Genomic DNA, 15,785 nt, shown 5'->3' on the forward strand with positions numbered 1-15,785 from the left:
GCGTTGGACTGTTAGAAAGTGCCTGCGCCCTGCCTATCTCACAATCTCCACCCAGCCTTTGGCGGTGTTGCCGGCGGTGTCTTTGAGAAGGTAAAAATACGTGCCCTCAGAAAGGTTGTCACCGGTCCAGTTCTGCTGATAGTCTTTGTTTTCATAGACTTGTTTGCCCCAGCGGTTGTACACGTTCAAAGACGTGGGCAGGCAGCTAAACCGCTGCACAAACGTGTCATTCACGCCGTCTGCGTTGGGCGTAAAAATGTTAGGCATCATGCCATTGACCACTATGATTTTGCCCAATTCGCGCTGTTCCTGGCAGCCATTGCCATAGAATACCGTGAGCTTGACGGTATAGGTGCCGGGCTGCAGGTAGGTGTGGGTAGGAAGCTTGTCAGTAGACGTGCCGCCGTCCCCAAATTCCCAGAGGTAAGTAGTGGCGCCGGTGGTGGTATTGGCAAAGACCGCATTGAAAGGCGCATACCCCGAGATGGCTGGATCATTCTGGCAGTCATTGGCCAAATCGGCTTGGATAACAGGCACCGGCGAAACGGAAATTTTCTGCGTAGCAGCGGCTACGCAGCCTCCCTGGATGGTATACGTCACCTGCGTGGAGCCGGTAAAGGCGGGAGGCGGCGTGAACACACCTGCGGGCGTAACGTATTTGCCGGTCCAGTTTCCGCCGGCAGGCGTAGCCGTTAACTGAATGGGCGTCACGCTGCCCGGACAGATGACAGGGTCTTTGCCGAGTTGTATTATGGGCGCTGGCAGTACTTGTATAGTCCTGGTCACGGTGCCGCAAAAGCCATTGGCGCCAGTGCTGGTGTACGTGATGATATGGTACCCCACGCCCGCCGTCAAGGGAGAGAAGGTAGACCTTACGGCGCCGTCTACAGTAAACGTGCCGCCCGCCGGGCTCCCTTGCAAGGTGATGGTTTCCCCGTTCAAGCACATACTGGAGGGTATATCCAAGGTGTGAGGCACAGAGGCTGCTACTTTCATGACCATGGTGTTGGTCTTCACGCAGAGGTTAGTCCCCGCAATGGTGGTGGTGTACGTGAGGATGTTGTCTCCGGTGAGGTTGATGTTGGGCGTAAAGTAATATTGCCCTGCCACCAATGAGACGCCCGGCCCAGTCCAGAAACCACCTGCCGGAAGTCCCTGCAACAACACGGGCGCATCTGCAGAGCACACCTGCCGGTCTGCCCCGGCGTTAGCCGAAGTCTGGAAGTCAAACTTAAAGGAGGCGTTGTTGCAGTTGGAGCTTTTGTTCAAGGCGCTGTACGTGTGCGCGCCCGGCGGTACCGGGAAATCACTGTAGCCGCCGCAACCACCGCAGACCGCTTGGTAGACAATGCCGCGGTTGTCAAAGCGGCTGGTGCCGCCGTCAACGTGTTCATTGGCAAATATGCCTCCGTAAAACGTGGCGTAGACCAAATCTTTGGCGTTAGGCGACAATTGCATCAGGTAAAAGTCACTGCCGTCTGTGGTAGGTTGAATGGCATCTGGCGTGGTGGGTAAACCAAACGTTCTACCATTACCATAGCCCGCATTGGTCACGCCGCCCCAACCGCAGATAAAAATGCGTTCGCACTCGTCCACTAAAAACGCAGTGGGTGAAATGTCTATCAAAGCGCCGCCGGTCCCAAAAACTGTGGAGAGCAACGTGGTGTTAAGGTTGTTGTTGAGCTTGTGAATGAACTGCTTGCCGTTGGGTACGGTGTAGACATTGGCCGTGACAGGGTAATTGCCAGCCGTCTGCCCAAACAGATACACGTTCTCTTCAAAGTCTAGCTGTAAAAAATAGCTTTGGTCATAAGAAGACGTGCCTATAAAAGTGCCCGCCAGAATCTTGTCTCCTGCATTGGCAATCTTCACCACAAAGCCGTCTACTGAGCCGCTATTGGTGGGATGCAAGCCAGTGGCCGTGCCGGGTAAGGTAGTGCTGGTGGTGCCGCCTGCCACGTACACGTTTTTATTCTTGTCTAACTGGATGGAATAAGCCGCGTCTGTACCCTCGCCTCCATAAAAATTGGCCCAGAGCAGTTGGCTTAAGTTGGGCGAAAGCTTGCAGATGACCGCGTCATTGGTGCCGCCAAAGTACTGGTTCCGGAAGCCGTTCCTGGCCGGGAAATCGCTGGAGAAGGTGCTGGATGCGATGTACACGTTGCCTTCTGCGTCTGTGATGATGTCGCCGCGGTGCTGGTCTCCGTAGTTTTGCACCAACTCATTGCCATTGGGCCCGAAGGGATTCAGCAAACCGTCATTTTCTGTGCCGCCCAAAAACGTGGAGGCCACCAAGGTGCTGCCGTTGGAGCTTAACGTGGTGATGGCAATGTCTGAGCCTAGCTGGTAGTTGGGGTTGGCGCCGCTGCCCAAGGGTTTAATACGGGGGCCACCGTTAAAGCTCCGGTCAAAGGCGCTGGCAGACGTAGGAAAATCATTGGAGCCCACACTAGAAAGAATCAAGAGCTCATCGTTGGCGTTGACTACCATGCTGTGAGGCACATCGGCTTTGCGGCCACCCAAATACGTAGCGTACAACCTAGCGGCTGGGCCTGAGACTTCTGTGTTGTATTTGATGATGGCAATGTCTACGCTGTCTGCATAGTTCACCTGAAACGCCCCCGGCGACACCGGATAGCCTGTCTTGAACGCAATGCCCCCAGAGTACATGTGGCCCTGGCTGTCATAGGTGGCGGTAAATCCCCAGTTGTCGGCGGTAGAGCCAGTAAAGGAGGAGAAAATCACCACCGGGTCAATCACCAAGGGGAGCTTCTGGTTATAACCCTCCGGGAACTGGAAGGAAACCGTGTTCTCCTTTAACACAAACGCACAGGGTACGTCTTGGCGCTGGCCATTGACTAGTTGATAAGCTACAGGTTTCTGCTCGGTTACATCTCCTACGGTGGTAGAGATCACCAAATTGCCGTCCTGGAGTTTGACCTGCGAAGCGCCGCTATATTTCATCTTTATCTTATTAGCCGAGGCACCCGCCGCCAGATAGAAGTCATATTTAAGCTTTCCGCCTTTTTCATACAAGGCCAGGTCAATGCCTTGGTATAGGTTCTGGTAGTCTACCTTCCTGAATCCCTGGGCCGCTTTTCCCCATCTAGAAGGGTCATTGCCTGTAAAGTAGTTTCGGGTGCCGGGCGTAGGGTCTTGGCCATTAACCTGTGGTCCTGTTTTGGCGCCTTCAAACGTGACCGTGTACGAATGGCCTTTTACTTGTTCCTCCTCGTCAGAAAGAGGTTCAGGTGCTTTTTTAGTGGTCTTTTTTGCCTTGTCGGCATGGCCGTGGCCTAGGGTTTTGGCGTCATAGAGCGTGTACACAAAGCCGGTGTTCTGTAAAAAGAGTCGGCCGCCCGGTACTTCCGCTGAAAACTGTACCTGCTTGGGCCATTGGCCTTTGTTTTCCACAAACTCCAGAGAACGGTTGTCTGTGTTGGGTGCGTCGGGTTGAACGGCAAAGGGAACCGGAGGCGTGGTAGGCGAAGGAGAAGGTGCCCAAGCAAGCGTCTGCCAGAATAAATTGAAAATGGATAGGAGGGAGAACAGTTGCATAGCCAGAATAAGGTCTGGCTAAAATAATCTAATTTGAGGATATTCTTAGAATTTTTTGTCTTCGTTTTTGGCCTGTTTTCTATAAAACAGGCCAAAAACGAAGACCTTATATAACAGGCCTTACCAGCCCATTCTGGTTTTCAAGGTAGTGATGTGCGCCAAATGGTGCCGGCTATGCCAATCGTACATGCCCACCGTCTGGAACAGAAACATCTCGCCGCCTTCTGGGTGCACAAACGTGCGGTGCCACTGCGGGAAGGTCATGGAGCGCAACAGCAACACCCACCGCTGGTGCAGGGCATCTAGCAACTGCAGGGAGCTTTGGATGGGTGCGGTCTGCGCGTCTGGCAGTTGGGCCCAGCCGTTTTCATCATAAGGTTTTATGACGGGGCGCTCCTCGGTTAAAGCCAGCCTGAAACGCGTGTAGCTGTTCATGTGGCTGTCTGGCAGGTGGTGCACCACTTGTCTGATTGTCCAGCCGCCTGGGCGGTAGGGCGTATCTAACTGTTCATCTGTGAGGCCTTCTACAGCGGCGCGCAGCTGGGCCGGCAGGTCAGCGATGACGTCAATGGATTTCTGGGTGAGCGCAGTCTGGTACACAGACGGGTATTCAAACCGACCGACAGGGAAACGGAGTTGTTCAAGAGAAAGGGTAGTTGTTTCCATACACGCAAAGCTTAAGAGTTTATCAAATTTACCAAAATACCACTAGCTCCCCTATGCCCCAAGCTTATATTTATGTGCGTATTTCTACTGATTTTTAGAGGTAGGTGCCTTGGTTGGGAGAAGATTCTGATAACCAATCCACTGCCTTGTTGGTTAAAGTGAAGAGGCCGTTTTTAGGCTCTTTTCCAGAAAACAGGCCAAAAACGATTCCCTAGCCCTATGCCAGAACTACCCGAAGTAGAGACCTACAGAAGATTCATTGAGGAGACCAGCCTGCACCAATCCATTGCCGAAGTAGACGTGCAGGACCCTAGACGCCAGCTGCAGGTAGACTTGGACGAGTTCAGAAAGGCGTTGATAGGGCACGCCTTTACGGGTACGCACCGGCTAGGCAAGCAGCTTTTTCTGTTCACTGATCACGGAGCGGTGGTGACCATGCACTTCGGGATGACCGGTGATGTGGCGTATTATAAGGACGAGGCCGAGACACCCCGTTTTGCCAGAGCGGTATTCATCTTTCAGAATGGGTTCAGGTTTGCGTTCATAGACTCCCGAAAATTTGGCAGGATTGGTTTGACTTCTAGTGTAGAGGCGTTCCAGAGACAGAAGAAACTAGGACCAGATGCCTTGACCATCACCGCAGAGGAGCTTGCCAAAGGGTTGGCCAAGAAGAAAGGAGTACTCAAATCCCTGCTCTTGGACCAGCGCATTACACCCGGCGTAGGCAACTGGATAGCCGATGAGGTTTTGTTTCAGGCCAAACTGCACCCAGAAAGAAGGGCTGATACCCTCACTTCAGAAGAGATAAACCGCTTGGCCGCTGCCATTAGGAGTGTACTAGAAACCGCCGTAAGCGCAGAGGCCATTTACCGCGACTTCCCCGTACATTACCTTATCCACGCGCGTGAATGGGATGAACGTCCTTCGGGCGGAGCCCAAGATGCGCATTTGCACTGCCCGCATTGCCAGACCAAGATTGAGAAGGAGTATGTGGGCGGCCGGGCTACCTACTTCTGCCCGAGGTGCCAGCAACTGTAGTCATCCATTAAGTAACGCCGTGGTACATCAAAAACAAATGAGCTTGTACACGGGCTATTGGGCCTTTGCGCCCTGGGTCTTGAGCCAAGCCAACAACTGCTGTTTCTGCGGCTCTGAGAGGCGGGCGTTGGCGTGGATAAGCGTATAAGAGGACAAAGGCATTTCCCCTTCTGCCACTAACTCATAGCTTTCATCTAATTTGTGCGCGGCTCTTTTGGCGGTATAGTTTCCCCATTCAGAAAAGTTGAGCTCGTCACGTCCTTCATTTATATGCCGCTTCACCCACCAAGAGACCGGAGCTACGTTGGTGTACCAAGGGTAAGTGGTATGGTTGGAATGGCAATCATAGCAAGAAGCTTTGAGTATATGGGCTACTTCTTGCGGTGGGTTTTTGAGCGTGATAAAATCCTGGGCCGGGTCTGCGGGCGGGTTGGTTTTATCTATCCTGATGAATTGGATAAGGACCAGCAGCCCTACAATAGCCCAGAGAATCTTGGTTTTCGTTTTCATGGAGAAAGACATTAACTAACATTAAGTTAAGGAAAAGCAGCACAAATCTTTCTTAGCCAAAATAGAAGCTGTTAGTTTTAGCCTCTTTTCTGGAAAGGAGGCTAAAAACGACGGTGGCGCTGTTTTTAATTCATCTCTTAGAATGGATAGCCAATGGCTAGGTTCAAGACACCGTTCCCAAACAAGCCGCCGCTGGTTGGGCGTTTGGTGTTGATGTAGTTGGGGTCGCGTAGGGGGTAGGCTAGGTCCAGGCGTATCACAAAGAACTGCACGTCTATGCGCATGCCGGCGCCGGCGCCTATGGCCAGCTGGCTCATGAAGTTGCCGCCAAACTCTCCGCCGGGGCGGTCCGGGTCCTCGTCATACAACCACACGTTCCCGGCGTCCAAAAACACTGCGCCTTTTAAGTACGGGTCCATGAGCGGAAACCGGAACTCAGCATTGCCCTCCAACCTAATGTCACCGGTCTGGTCAAAGAAGGAAAAAGTGCGGCTGGGGTCTTCTGGATTGATGTCCTTGCTGGGGTCAAAAACACCGGGGCCAATGCTGCGGGCCGGGAACGCCCTGATGCTGTTAGGGCCGCCAATGCCGTATTGTTTAATGTACGGCAGCACCTTAGAGTTACCATAAGGAATCCCCACACCACCCAATAAGCGCGTAGCCAACACCAGCTTGTCTGTGATGTTAAAGTAATAGCGCGTCTCTAAATCTGTTTTAACATACTGAGAGATGGCTTGCCCGCCCAGCGTGTTAGGGAATTCTGGGTCTGCCGGGCGTTTGTTCTTGGCCCTAAAGAAGAGTCCCCACAAACCACCAGACAAGTCTAAGCCCGGGCTGATGTAGAACTGGTGGGTTCGGTTGGCAATACCTTGGGTGTTGAACACCAAGCGGTAGTTACCGCCCAAGATGAACTGCTGTTCAAAGGAGCGGGCCAGGAACGGTCGGTTTCTGAGGATTTCGGCGAAGGCCTCACTGGTGTCTGCCAACTGGGCAAACTGCACCTGTATGGGGTTGATGACAAACTCGGTGGTGGCAAATTGCTTCCAGGTGTAGCCGTACTCAAAATTGAAGGAGTTCTGCTGGAAGAAATCGCGCCGGTCAATGTACCGGAACCCCAGCCTGAAACTGGTTCTGGGCTGGTACATACTGGAGGAAATCCTAATGCCAAACGGCGAGATGATCCTGGGAATATGCAACTCAGTATCAGCACCAATCTCATAGGACGTCAAGCCCGTCCGGGACGTGTCTCCACTAATTTGTGACTCAAAAGAGCCCACCAGGTTCAACAATAACAGCTCGGCACCCTTAAACGCGTTGCGGTTCCTGAAGCTGACGGTAATGCCCGGCCCGGCAAAGCCGTTGGATTTTTGCACCGTCTGCACCTCTGCCCTGATGGATTTCTTTTTGGCTTGGGTTAACAGGATAGAGGCGTTCAGTAAGCCGCCGCGACCTACAGAATCACGTGGGTCAAAACGTACCTCGGTGAACTTGAACGTGCCCAGGTCCATGAGGCGGTTAATGGTCTGCAAGTGCTTTTTGCGGCTATACAGTTCTCCGTTTTTGATGAAAACTGCATTGAGAATGGAACGGGCCGTGAACGTCTCCTCATCTGGATAATATTTGTACTCCTGGTACTGGACCGGCTTTTCCATTCTAAGCGTGTCGCCCAGGGAGTAATCTGAATACACCGAAACAGACTGGTAGCGGTAGGGAATGAGGGCTTTGGTAGGCGCCGTTTCCTTTACGCGCAGGTAGATGTTAACCTTGTTGTTGAGGGTGCTGTCTACGTGGAAGATGAGGTAGTCTTCGTCAAAAAAGAAAAAGCCCTCTTCTTTCATGATGCCGTCAATGCGCAGGCGCTCGGCAATCATGTTCTGCAGGTCATAGGGTTCTCCGGGTTTCAGCAGGCTTTGCGGCTCAGTTTTCCGGATGGCTATGGCCAGGCTGTCAGTGCCCTGCGGGAACTGAATCTTCTCTATTAGATACTGCTTAACTACCGTGGCCGTGTAGTTGACGCTGGCCATTTTACGCTTGCTGGTGCTGTCTACCTGGTACTCCAAAGACGGCCTGAAATACCCTTTGTTGTAAAGACGGTTGGTCATCTGGCCCTGCACCTTGGTTGGGTCAGCCTCGCTTAAAAGCACCGGTGGCTCACCCAGGCGGGTCTTTATCCATTTGGCAATGCCTTTGTTTTCTTTATTACCGCCAAAGGCATTGTAAATCCAGAGCTTGGGACGAAGGCCAAAAAAAGAACTGTTGGGCTGGGGCCTGATGGCGGCGGCCAGTTCTCCCTCTAAGTCTTTGGTCTTGGTGTCTGGGTTGTCAGACTTGACGGTGATGTTGCCCCCAATATAGAGGTAGTCTCCCTTCGGCACGCTCTTGGTACTACTGCAACCAGAAGCGAACGTGAGTAGGAAAAGAAGCATCCCAACAACTAGGGAAGAAGCAGAGGACTTAGGTAGAGGCGCTATCATTATTTTGCTTTGCCTATGTTTTTGAAAAGGTCGGCGAGGCTGTCATACTCCCGCACAAAGAGCAGGGACAGACCCGTGCGCTGTAACTGGCCGTCTATGAAGCCCTCATAGGCATTCTCTCTGAAGGCTCGTAGGCGCAGACGGCCGTCCTGCGTGATGGTGTATTCTACAGAGACGTTGCCGGCAAAGCCGCTGGTGGTATTGCCCGCCTGGCTCTGACTACTGCCTTCCAGGTTCACGTCTGTACCAAACCGTACCGTTAAACGGTCATTGATGAGCTGTTTCTGCATGGCAATGTTCAAATCTGTGCGGGATTGGGCGTTGCCGGTAGAATAGTCATCATAAGAATTCAAGCCCAGTTCCAAGCCCAAGCCTCCCAGATATTGACCGGTTAAATTGTTGAGCTGGTCTGTGAGGACTTTGCTGGCAGAACCGCGCAAGGTGCTGTTAATACCCCCGCCGCCCGAAGACGCCAACGGATCCTGCGCCATGAACCTGCCCAATACCAAGAGAGAAAAGACCTGTTTGGTGCGCTCAGATTCCTGGGTAGGCTGACTCAACTGTTCCAGACGGGCATCTACCTCGCCGCCAAAGGCGCCTTTGCGTTTCTCATCCAGTTCAATGTTGAAGTTGATGGCCGGTTTCATGAGTTCACCGGTCAGGTTTAGCTTCACATCAAAAGGCAGTTTCTGGCGGTACTGTCCCGAGGTGGACGGGTCAATGCCCGCTACCTGGCTCTGAATCAACTCCAGTGGAGCAGCATCCACATTATATATAGCGGTAATGTCTGAGTCGGCCGTGAATGGGTCACCGGTCCATACCACCGAACTGCCGGGTTCAATCTCAAAGCGGCGTTGTACTAGTTCATAGAGGTTCAACTCATAGGCCCCCTTGGTTACTTCAAAGCGTCCGGTCAAGGTGATGTTTTCTGTGACGTCATAACCCACGTTCAGGATGGAATTCCCCTGGATGGTGAGGTTGTCACCGGCGTTCTGGTCAACTATCACCGTGATTGGCGTGGCATCTGTCACCTCTAGTGTCATGGCTAATTCCACCCCCTGCATAAACGTCTCTGCTACGTCTGCCGTGTCCAAAGCCTTGCGACGGGCTATGTAGCGGTTACGGGTGCTGTCCACGTCAATGAACTTGACAATGCCCTCACGGTCTACCCCAATGGGCTCATCTGGAATGACGTAGGTGAAGTTAGAGTTAGGCGCAATCTTGACGTTGGTGTTGATGACGGGCACGTTCATGTCGCCGGTGATGCGGGTGTCACTGTTGGCAAACACGCGGCCGTAGTACAGCGGATTGTCTGCCGCCGTGCTATTCATGACCATAAAGTTTTCTGTGATGGCCCGCAGATTAAAACGGTACGTCAGGAAGTTTGAGGTAAGAATGGCTCCGTTGATAGTAGCTTCATTGTTGAGAGAATCCAGCAGGGTAAAGTCATTGAACTGGATGCCCTGATTGTTGACGGCTAAACGCTCATCTGGAATACGGTAGGTAGAGTTTAGCATGGCCAGGTTGAATGTAGCATTCCTGAACTGCAAGTCTCCGTTTACGGTAGGCTGGTCAAAGTTTCCTCTAATGGCCACGGCGCCCAGCAGGCCGCCCGTCATGTTTTTAAGCAGTCCGTTGGTGAATGGTTGCACGCTGGCCAGGTTCAATTGGTCCAGGTTCACATCAAAGTTCATGGGCTTGCCTGCCGTGGTGAGGTAATAGCCTTGCACAGTCACGTTGTTGCCATTGCCAGTTAAGCGGCCCGTCAAGTCATAGCGGTTGGCGGTGGTATTTCTGGCTTGGAATTCTACATCGCCTACGGGAGTATTATAGTACTTAAGGCCGGTCAAGTCCAGGTCTGCGGTAAAGCTCATGTTGCCGGCAATGTCATTGAGCGTGGCCTGTCCGTTTAACTGCCCAGAAACCAGGCTGTCTGGCTGCATGGCGGCCCTAGATAAATAACCTAAGTCCAAGTTGGCCAAAGTCACGTTGAGCGGCGAATTAGGATTGGTAGGCGACTGGCTCTGCAAGGTGATGGACTGCGGGCCGTTGGACAGTTGCAAGCCATTGGCCACTACTGCGCCCGAGGCCGTGTAATAGCGCACGTAATTGCCCGGGCTCACCGTCCATTTGTCTTTGTTGAGGATTAAATCTGGACTGATGCTCATTTCCAGGGCGTTGGCTAGTTGCTTGAGTTGCACGCCAATGGCGGTTTCTTCTTCGCCGGCGGCGCTCATGTTAGCCGCGCGTGCGTTGACCAGATTGTCCTGCACATTGCCTGCCACCAAAACATTGTTCGCTTTAAAAGACGTGTCTTGTCTAATAGATTCTGCCCGAACCATGTAGTTCAACTGCTCTGGGTTGGAGTCTACCCGTAGCGTCATAGAATCCAGCCGAACCCCAGAATACCGCACGCGCGGCGCATTGGCCTGAATCTGAAGGTTGGCGGTTTGGCTATTGTAAGAACCCTGCAAGGTGTCCAAGCGCAATCGGGTTAAGCCCGGCACAAAAGCGGTGACTACCCTAGGCTTATGTAAGGCCACGCCAAAGGTAAACTGCTTGGTAGTGGCACTTGGCTTGTAGGGACCGTTGCCTATGTCATAGTATCTACTGATGTGGTTCATTAGCTCAGGTCCAATATCGCCCAACCCAATGTTACCGTCTAGATTAGCGGTGGCTACGTCTGAGATAAGGCGCATTTGCGTCGTGCCCGGCTTTTGGGTTAGGTACAGTTTAAGCGAGTCTAGTTTAAGCGGCTCATTGTTAGACACAATGGTGGCCTGGCGGGCAATGATGCTGCCATTCAGGCTATTGGCATCTGAACCGCTCAGATCTGCGACAATGTCACCGCGCAAGCGCAGGTCTTGCGGTAATAGTTTGAGCGCCTGAAAATCTATGCCTTTGACGTTGGCGTTGAATGCATAGGTAGGCTGGGCGCCGCGCAGGTTGGCCACACCATTGATGTTGAAGACCATGTTGCTGTCCTGCTTGCTCACGGCTTTGATGCCAAAGCGGTTGCGGTTGGCGTCAATGTTCAGGTCAATGCCTTTGTAAGTATAGCCGCCATAGTACAGGCTCTGCACACGTCCGTCAATTTTAGCCACCATGGTTTCTGGGGTCATGCCGGTCCCGTTGATGTTGGCGGTCAGACTGGTAGGACCTAAAGTGGTGTCGCGCATCAGTTTGCCCAAATCAAAATGCAGGAGCTGCACGGTGCCTTTCACGCGTTCCTGGCCTTTCGCGCGGCCGGGTGTCATGTCAATGTCTGCCACGGCATTCCCGAAACTGGTTCTAATGGTAGCGTCCACGTCAAAAGCGGTCATGGAGCCACTGATTCGTCCTTCCACGTCCATGGACGGCGGCAGTTGAATGTTGGCGGGTAAGGTGCCCGCAGGCAATAAGGATTTCACGTCTGCGGCGGTAGTATGCAAACGGTTCACCTGCAGGTTGGCCGTTAGGTTGTCTACGTTGGGCAGTCCCTGGATTCTGCCGCTCACGGCCAGTTGCGTGTTGCGCCATCCGCTCACCCTGAAGTTGCTTAACAAAAGATTATCCATGCGCCCATTGACCTGGCCGCTCACATACATGGTCTCACTCAAATTACCCGCCAGCGGCGGCTGGTTCACCAAGGCCGGTTGCAACAAAGCAATATCCCTAAACCCGATGTGCGTGTCCTGGAAGTTGGCACTGAGCGTGAGCTTGTTCAAGTCATCGGCGGCCGTTTTTAGGGAAGGATAGCCCACTTTGATTCTGTTGGCGATGCGACTATGGCCGGTCTCCAACAGCAGATTGGTGAGCTCGGTCTGCACCGAGTCAAACAGGATACCTGCCTTGAATTGCTTCACCACAAATCCGCTTTGCTCGCGCAGGCTGAGTTGGTCTAGTTGCGCAGTGGTGCGGTTACTGCTAAAGTACAGGTCTTGCAATTGCAGGTTCACATCCTGCGCGCGTATGTGGTTGTAGTCTACGCCTCGGGCCAGTTTGGGTGCTTCTACGTTGTCAAAGGTGGCATCTACCCCCGTGATGTCCAGGTTGTCCAGGGTCACAATCCAGTTCACCCGCTCCCCAGATTTGGAGACGGCTTCTTCAATGGCTTCAATGGCTTCTTTGGGGTTGATGACGCGGTACTCCGTGGGGATGTCTGCGTTCTGGGCGTAGGCGAGCATGCTATTGTGCAGCTCAATGCTGGCCAGGTCAATGCGGGTCTTCTGCAAATCAATGTTCTCTGCCTTGACCACGCCCTTGCCAATGTTGGTGTCTATGTACTGCCTAGACACGCCGTTGCGGTATTTAAAGCGCACGTGGTCCAGGGTCACGGTCTTCATCCCGAACTGCATGGTCAGGGCCTCCTGCTCGCCTTCGGGCGGCACCTTGGTTTGTACCACGTCTACCCAGGTGTTACGTAGCGCAATGTCGCCTATGCGGTAAATCTCTCTCTCCAGGTCCAACTCGTCCATGTCCACCACCAGACTGCCCACGCGGGTTTTCACGTTCTGGCCGTTGACCTCGTCGCGGTAGGTGAGGTAGATGTTCTCCAGGTTGAGTGTACCAATGTCATAAGTAAAGCCGGCGCTGGCGGTGTCTGCCGGCGTGGTGGGGGAGGCGAAGGCTTTTAAGATATAGTCAAAGTTGGTGGCACTGTCTGGCAGGGTGCGGTAGATGTGCGCGGTGGCGTTGCGCAGCTCCAGGGACTTAAGGCCTACTTTTGACTTGAGAATTCCCAGAATGTTGAGGTCGGCGGCTAGGTGTTCTGAGTACCAGAGCGTATCGCCTTTCTGGTCTTCCAGGTAGACGTCTTCCAGCAGAATGTCTTTCCTGAAATCGCTCCGGAACTTGCCAATGCGTACCTCGGTCCCGATTTTCCCTTCCAGGAAATTCTCGGCTTTGCGGGTGGCAAAGTCCTGCACCTTGGGGAATTGCATGGCCACCAGCAGCAGAACTACCAGTAATAACAGGGACCCGATGATCCAAAGGAGCACGGTGAGGGTCTTGAGCGTGTAATGCTTGACAGTATGGGTAGACAACGGCGTATAGCTTGCAGTTTTGATGGACCCTACTTGTACTCCTTAGATATAGCTGTGGTTACATATTTGCGGCGCCGCTATGGGCTTTGTTTTGCGTTTTTGGCTTGTTTTCTGGAAAAGAGGTGAAAAACGACTTTTGGAGGGGAGTGTGATGGGTGGTTGGCAGTTTTAATTCTGCTTGGGGTTGTCTCCCGTTGCCCACACTTTGTTAGTGTGATCACCAATAACCAAGATTGCTTCTCAAGCTGTAGTTCTTTCTTTGGCTCCTTAAGGGCACGCCGTTGGCTATTCCCTTGGCGAGACTGCTTTTCCGGTGCGTACTCACAGTCTTGTTTCATAGGTTCCGGTAAGCGCTCACGGCCGCGGGGCCTCGTCCCGGCCCTTCGCACTGCTGTTGTACTCTGGGCCTGTGGGGCCCTGCCTTCGGCAACGAAACAACAGAGGCGCTCAAGGTCAGGACTGGTTCTGGTTCCAGTTCTGCAATGGCCTGATGGTGGGTTTGTTGCTTGTAGGCAAATTCGGTCACTGTCGCTGCAGAGGCAGGCGTGCTGCGCACGGTTTGCTTGATCTGCTGGCACGTAGGCATGGTTCAATTCTGCGACTTGGACCCATGATGGCGGCAGTTTGCAACTGCCCTGTGGTTTAGTTTGATAGGTGCGCATTCCGTCCCCCTTTGAAGGGGGTAGGGGGATGATAAGAGCGTTGGGATTCGTGAGTGCTGCTTGCTCTAAAGACCTCGTAGCGTCTGGCTAGACCTGCGATCGACTGTTCCATAGGCTAGGCCAGCTCCGTCATTTTATTCTGCTCTTGCAAGAAAAATACGTCCGGTTGCCTTCGTTTTTGGGCTGTTTTCTGGGAAATGGGCCAAAAATGGGAATAGGAGACTCTGTAAAGTTGGAAAATGGTAAGGCTTCCCTTAGTTGGCAGTGCAGCTTTGGTCCATGCGCTGGATTTTGGTGGTGTCGAAGCCTAGGGTTTTGGCTTTGGTGACCAGTTCTTGGTAAATGGTTTCGTCTAGTTGAGGGGTGCGGGCCAGAATCCAAAGGGCTTCACGGGAAGGGCCACCTACCAAGACGTGGGTGTAGTCTTTGTCCAGGGCCAGGATCCAGTAGTCGCCTTTGAAGGGCCAGAAGAACTGAACTTGCAATTTGGCGTTTTGGCTGCCTTCTACTGGGAATGCTTTGGCAGTGGCAATCTTGAGTTCACCGGTAGGGCTGTCTTCGTTGCAAGAATTTTTTACTTCTAGGTAGCCGTCTTTGGGCGTGTACTGGGCGGTGGTGCAGTGGCAGCCTTTTTCAAACCATTGCGGCAAGGCGGCAATCTCATACCAGGTGCCGGCGTAGCGGTTGATGTCTACGGAAACGACGGTGGGGAGGGGAGCATCGGTGCTTCGGCACCCGATGAAGACGGCGCTGGTTCCTATGGCAAGCAGGCAAAACAATAAGACCCAGGTAGATTTAAGCATGGTAGTGATTACAGGTGTTTGCGCATCTGGTAATGCTGGATTTCTCCAAACAAGAGATAGGTTTCTTGCTCCAGGGCAAACCCATTTCGTTTGTAAAAGTTTACGGCGTACTCGCGGGCTTGCACCAACAGGTCTTTGGCGCCCAGTTCGCGGGCTTTTTCCTCTATGGCGTGCAGCAGTTGGCGGCCAATCTGCTTGTTCTGGTACTTGGGGCCCACGGCCAGGAAACGCAGCTGGGCTTCGGTGTCGGTTTCCATGTGTACGCGGGCTACGCCCATCACTTCTCCGGTTTCTTCATTGATGGCCATGAGGTGCGTGGCGGTGTCATCGTCTTCTACGCGCTCACTGCCCAGCGGCTGGTGCCAGGGCATGCGGAGCATCTCATAGCGCAGGCGGTAGTACTGCTCAAACTCATGAAAGGTAGATGGCTGAAGAATTTGCATAAAGCGTTTTTGGGCTCTTTTCCGTAAAATCGCCTAAATCTACTAAGTTTGTTTGGCATTAGGCAATCGTTTGCCGTACTAAGCAATTGTTTTACCATACACCCTAACCCATGGCCTCTTTTGATATTGTAAGCAAAGTTGACCCACAGACCCTGGAAAACGCCATTAACACGGTCAAAAAAGAAATTCAGAACCGCTATGACTTTAAAGACACCAAAGGCAGCGTAGAACTGGACAAGAAAAATAACCTGGTGCAGATCTCTACCGAGAACGACATGCGCCTGCGTCAGATTGAAGACATCATCCTGACCAAGATCGTTAAGCAGAACATTGACTCCACGGCCCTGGACTTCAGCAAGGAGCACTATGCCAGCGGACCCATGGTCAAGAAAGAAGTGAAAGTGCGCGCCGGTCTGGACAAAGAGGACGGCAAGAAGATTGTGAAGCTCATCAAAGACAGCAAGATCAAAGTGACGGCCGCCATCATGGATGACCAGGTGCGCGTGACCGGCAAAAACATTGATGACTTGCAGGCTGTGATTGCCTTGTTGCGCCGCGCCGAACTGGGTATTCCTTTGCAGTTCATCAACATGAAATCATAACAAAC

At 52.8% G+C, this 15,785-nt stretch carries 10 protein-coding genes; 2 read left to right on the plus strand and 8 right to left on the minus strand.

Going from position 1 to position 15,785, the window contains the following annotated elements; all coding sequences use genetic code 11:
• Positions 1 to 33 precede the first annotated feature (33 nt).
• Both TH61_RS08825 and TH61_RS08830 read right to left on the minus strand, forming a co-directional pair.
• Positions 34 to 3,558 (minus strand): gliding motility-associated C-terminal domain-containing protein, encoded by a 3,525-nt coding sequence (locus TH61_RS08825; protein ID WP_066508370.1) that lies wholly within the window; start codon positions 3,556 to 3,558, stop codon positions 34 to 36.
• Between the two features lie 120 nt (positions 3,559 to 3,678).
• Positions 3,679 to 4,224 (minus strand): YfiT family bacillithiol transferase, encoded by a 546-nt coding sequence (locus tag TH61_RS08830; RefSeq protein WP_066508372.1) that lies wholly within the window; start codon positions 4,222 to 4,224, stop codon positions 3,679 to 3,681.
• Positions 4,225 to 4,443: 219 nt separating this feature from the next.
• On the opposite strand from TH61_RS08830, the gene mutM reads away from it, so the two are divergent.
• A complete protein-coding gene (mutM, locus tag TH61_RS08835) occupies positions 4,444 to 5,262 on the plus strand; it encodes a DNA-formamidopyrimidine glycosylase (RefSeq protein ID WP_066508376.1) in 819 nt (272 codons plus the stop codon).
• A 54-nt stretch (positions 5,263 to 5,316) separates the two neighbouring features.
• Here the strand turns inward: mutM and TH61_RS08840 are convergent, their stop codons facing one another.
• The 6 genes from TH61_RS08840 to TH61_RS08865 all read right to left on the minus strand — a co-directional run bounded on the left by TH61_RS08840 (position 5,317) and on the right by TH61_RS08865 (position 15,178).
• Positions 5,317 to 5,772, minus strand: a complete 456-nt coding sequence (locus TH61_RS08840) for a heme-binding domain-containing protein (RefSeq protein ID WP_066512716.1) — start codon at positions 5,770 to 5,772, stop codon at positions 5,317 to 5,319.
• Positions 5,773 to 5,909: 137 nt separating this feature from the next.
• Complete coding sequence (locus TH61_RS08845; protein ID WP_082780344.1) at positions 5,910 to 8,246, minus strand: BamA/TamA family outer membrane protein; 2,337 nt, start codon at positions 8,244 to 8,246, stop codon at positions 5,910 to 5,912.
• Positions 8,246 to 13,270, minus strand: a complete 5,025-nt coding sequence (locus TH61_RS08850; RefSeq protein ID WP_066508380.1) for a translocation/assembly module TamB domain-containing protein — start codon at positions 13,268 to 13,270, stop codon at positions 8,246 to 8,248. The genes TH61_RS08845 and TH61_RS08850 overlap by 1 nt, the downstream gene beginning before the upstream one ends.
• A gap of 334 nt (positions 13,271 to 13,604) precedes the next feature.
• Positions 13,605 to 13,856, minus strand: coding sequence for a hypothetical protein (locus tag TH61_RS08855; RefSeq protein WP_066508381.1), 252 nt, complete (start codon positions 13,854 to 13,856; stop codon positions 13,605 to 13,607).
• A 330-nt stretch (positions 13,857 to 14,186) separates the two neighbouring features.
• The gene (locus TH61_RS08860) at positions 14,187 to 14,735 is read right to left on the minus strand and encodes a lipocalin family protein (protein WP_066508382.1); all 549 of its coding nucleotides are present in this window, start codon (positions 14,733 to 14,735) and stop codon (positions 14,187 to 14,189) included.
• Between the two features lie 8 nt (positions 14,736 to 14,743).
• A complete protein-coding gene (locus tag TH61_RS08865) occupies positions 14,744 to 15,178 on the minus strand; it encodes a GNAT family N-acetyltransferase (RefSeq protein ID WP_066508383.1) in 435 nt (144 codons plus the stop codon).
• Between the two features lie 110 nt (positions 15,179 to 15,288).
• On the opposite strand from TH61_RS08865, the gene TH61_RS08870 reads away from it, so the two are divergent.
• Positions 15,289 to 15,780, plus strand: coding sequence for a YajQ family cyclic di-GMP-binding protein (locus TH61_RS08870; protein WP_066508384.1), 492 nt, complete (start codon positions 15,289 to 15,291; stop codon positions 15,778 to 15,780).
• Positions 15,781 to 15,785 lie beyond the last annotated feature (5 nt).

The organism is Rufibacter sp. DG15C (assembly GCF_001577755.1).
Lineage (GTDB): Bacteria > Bacteroidota > Bacteroidia > Cytophagales > Hymenobacteraceae > Nibribacter.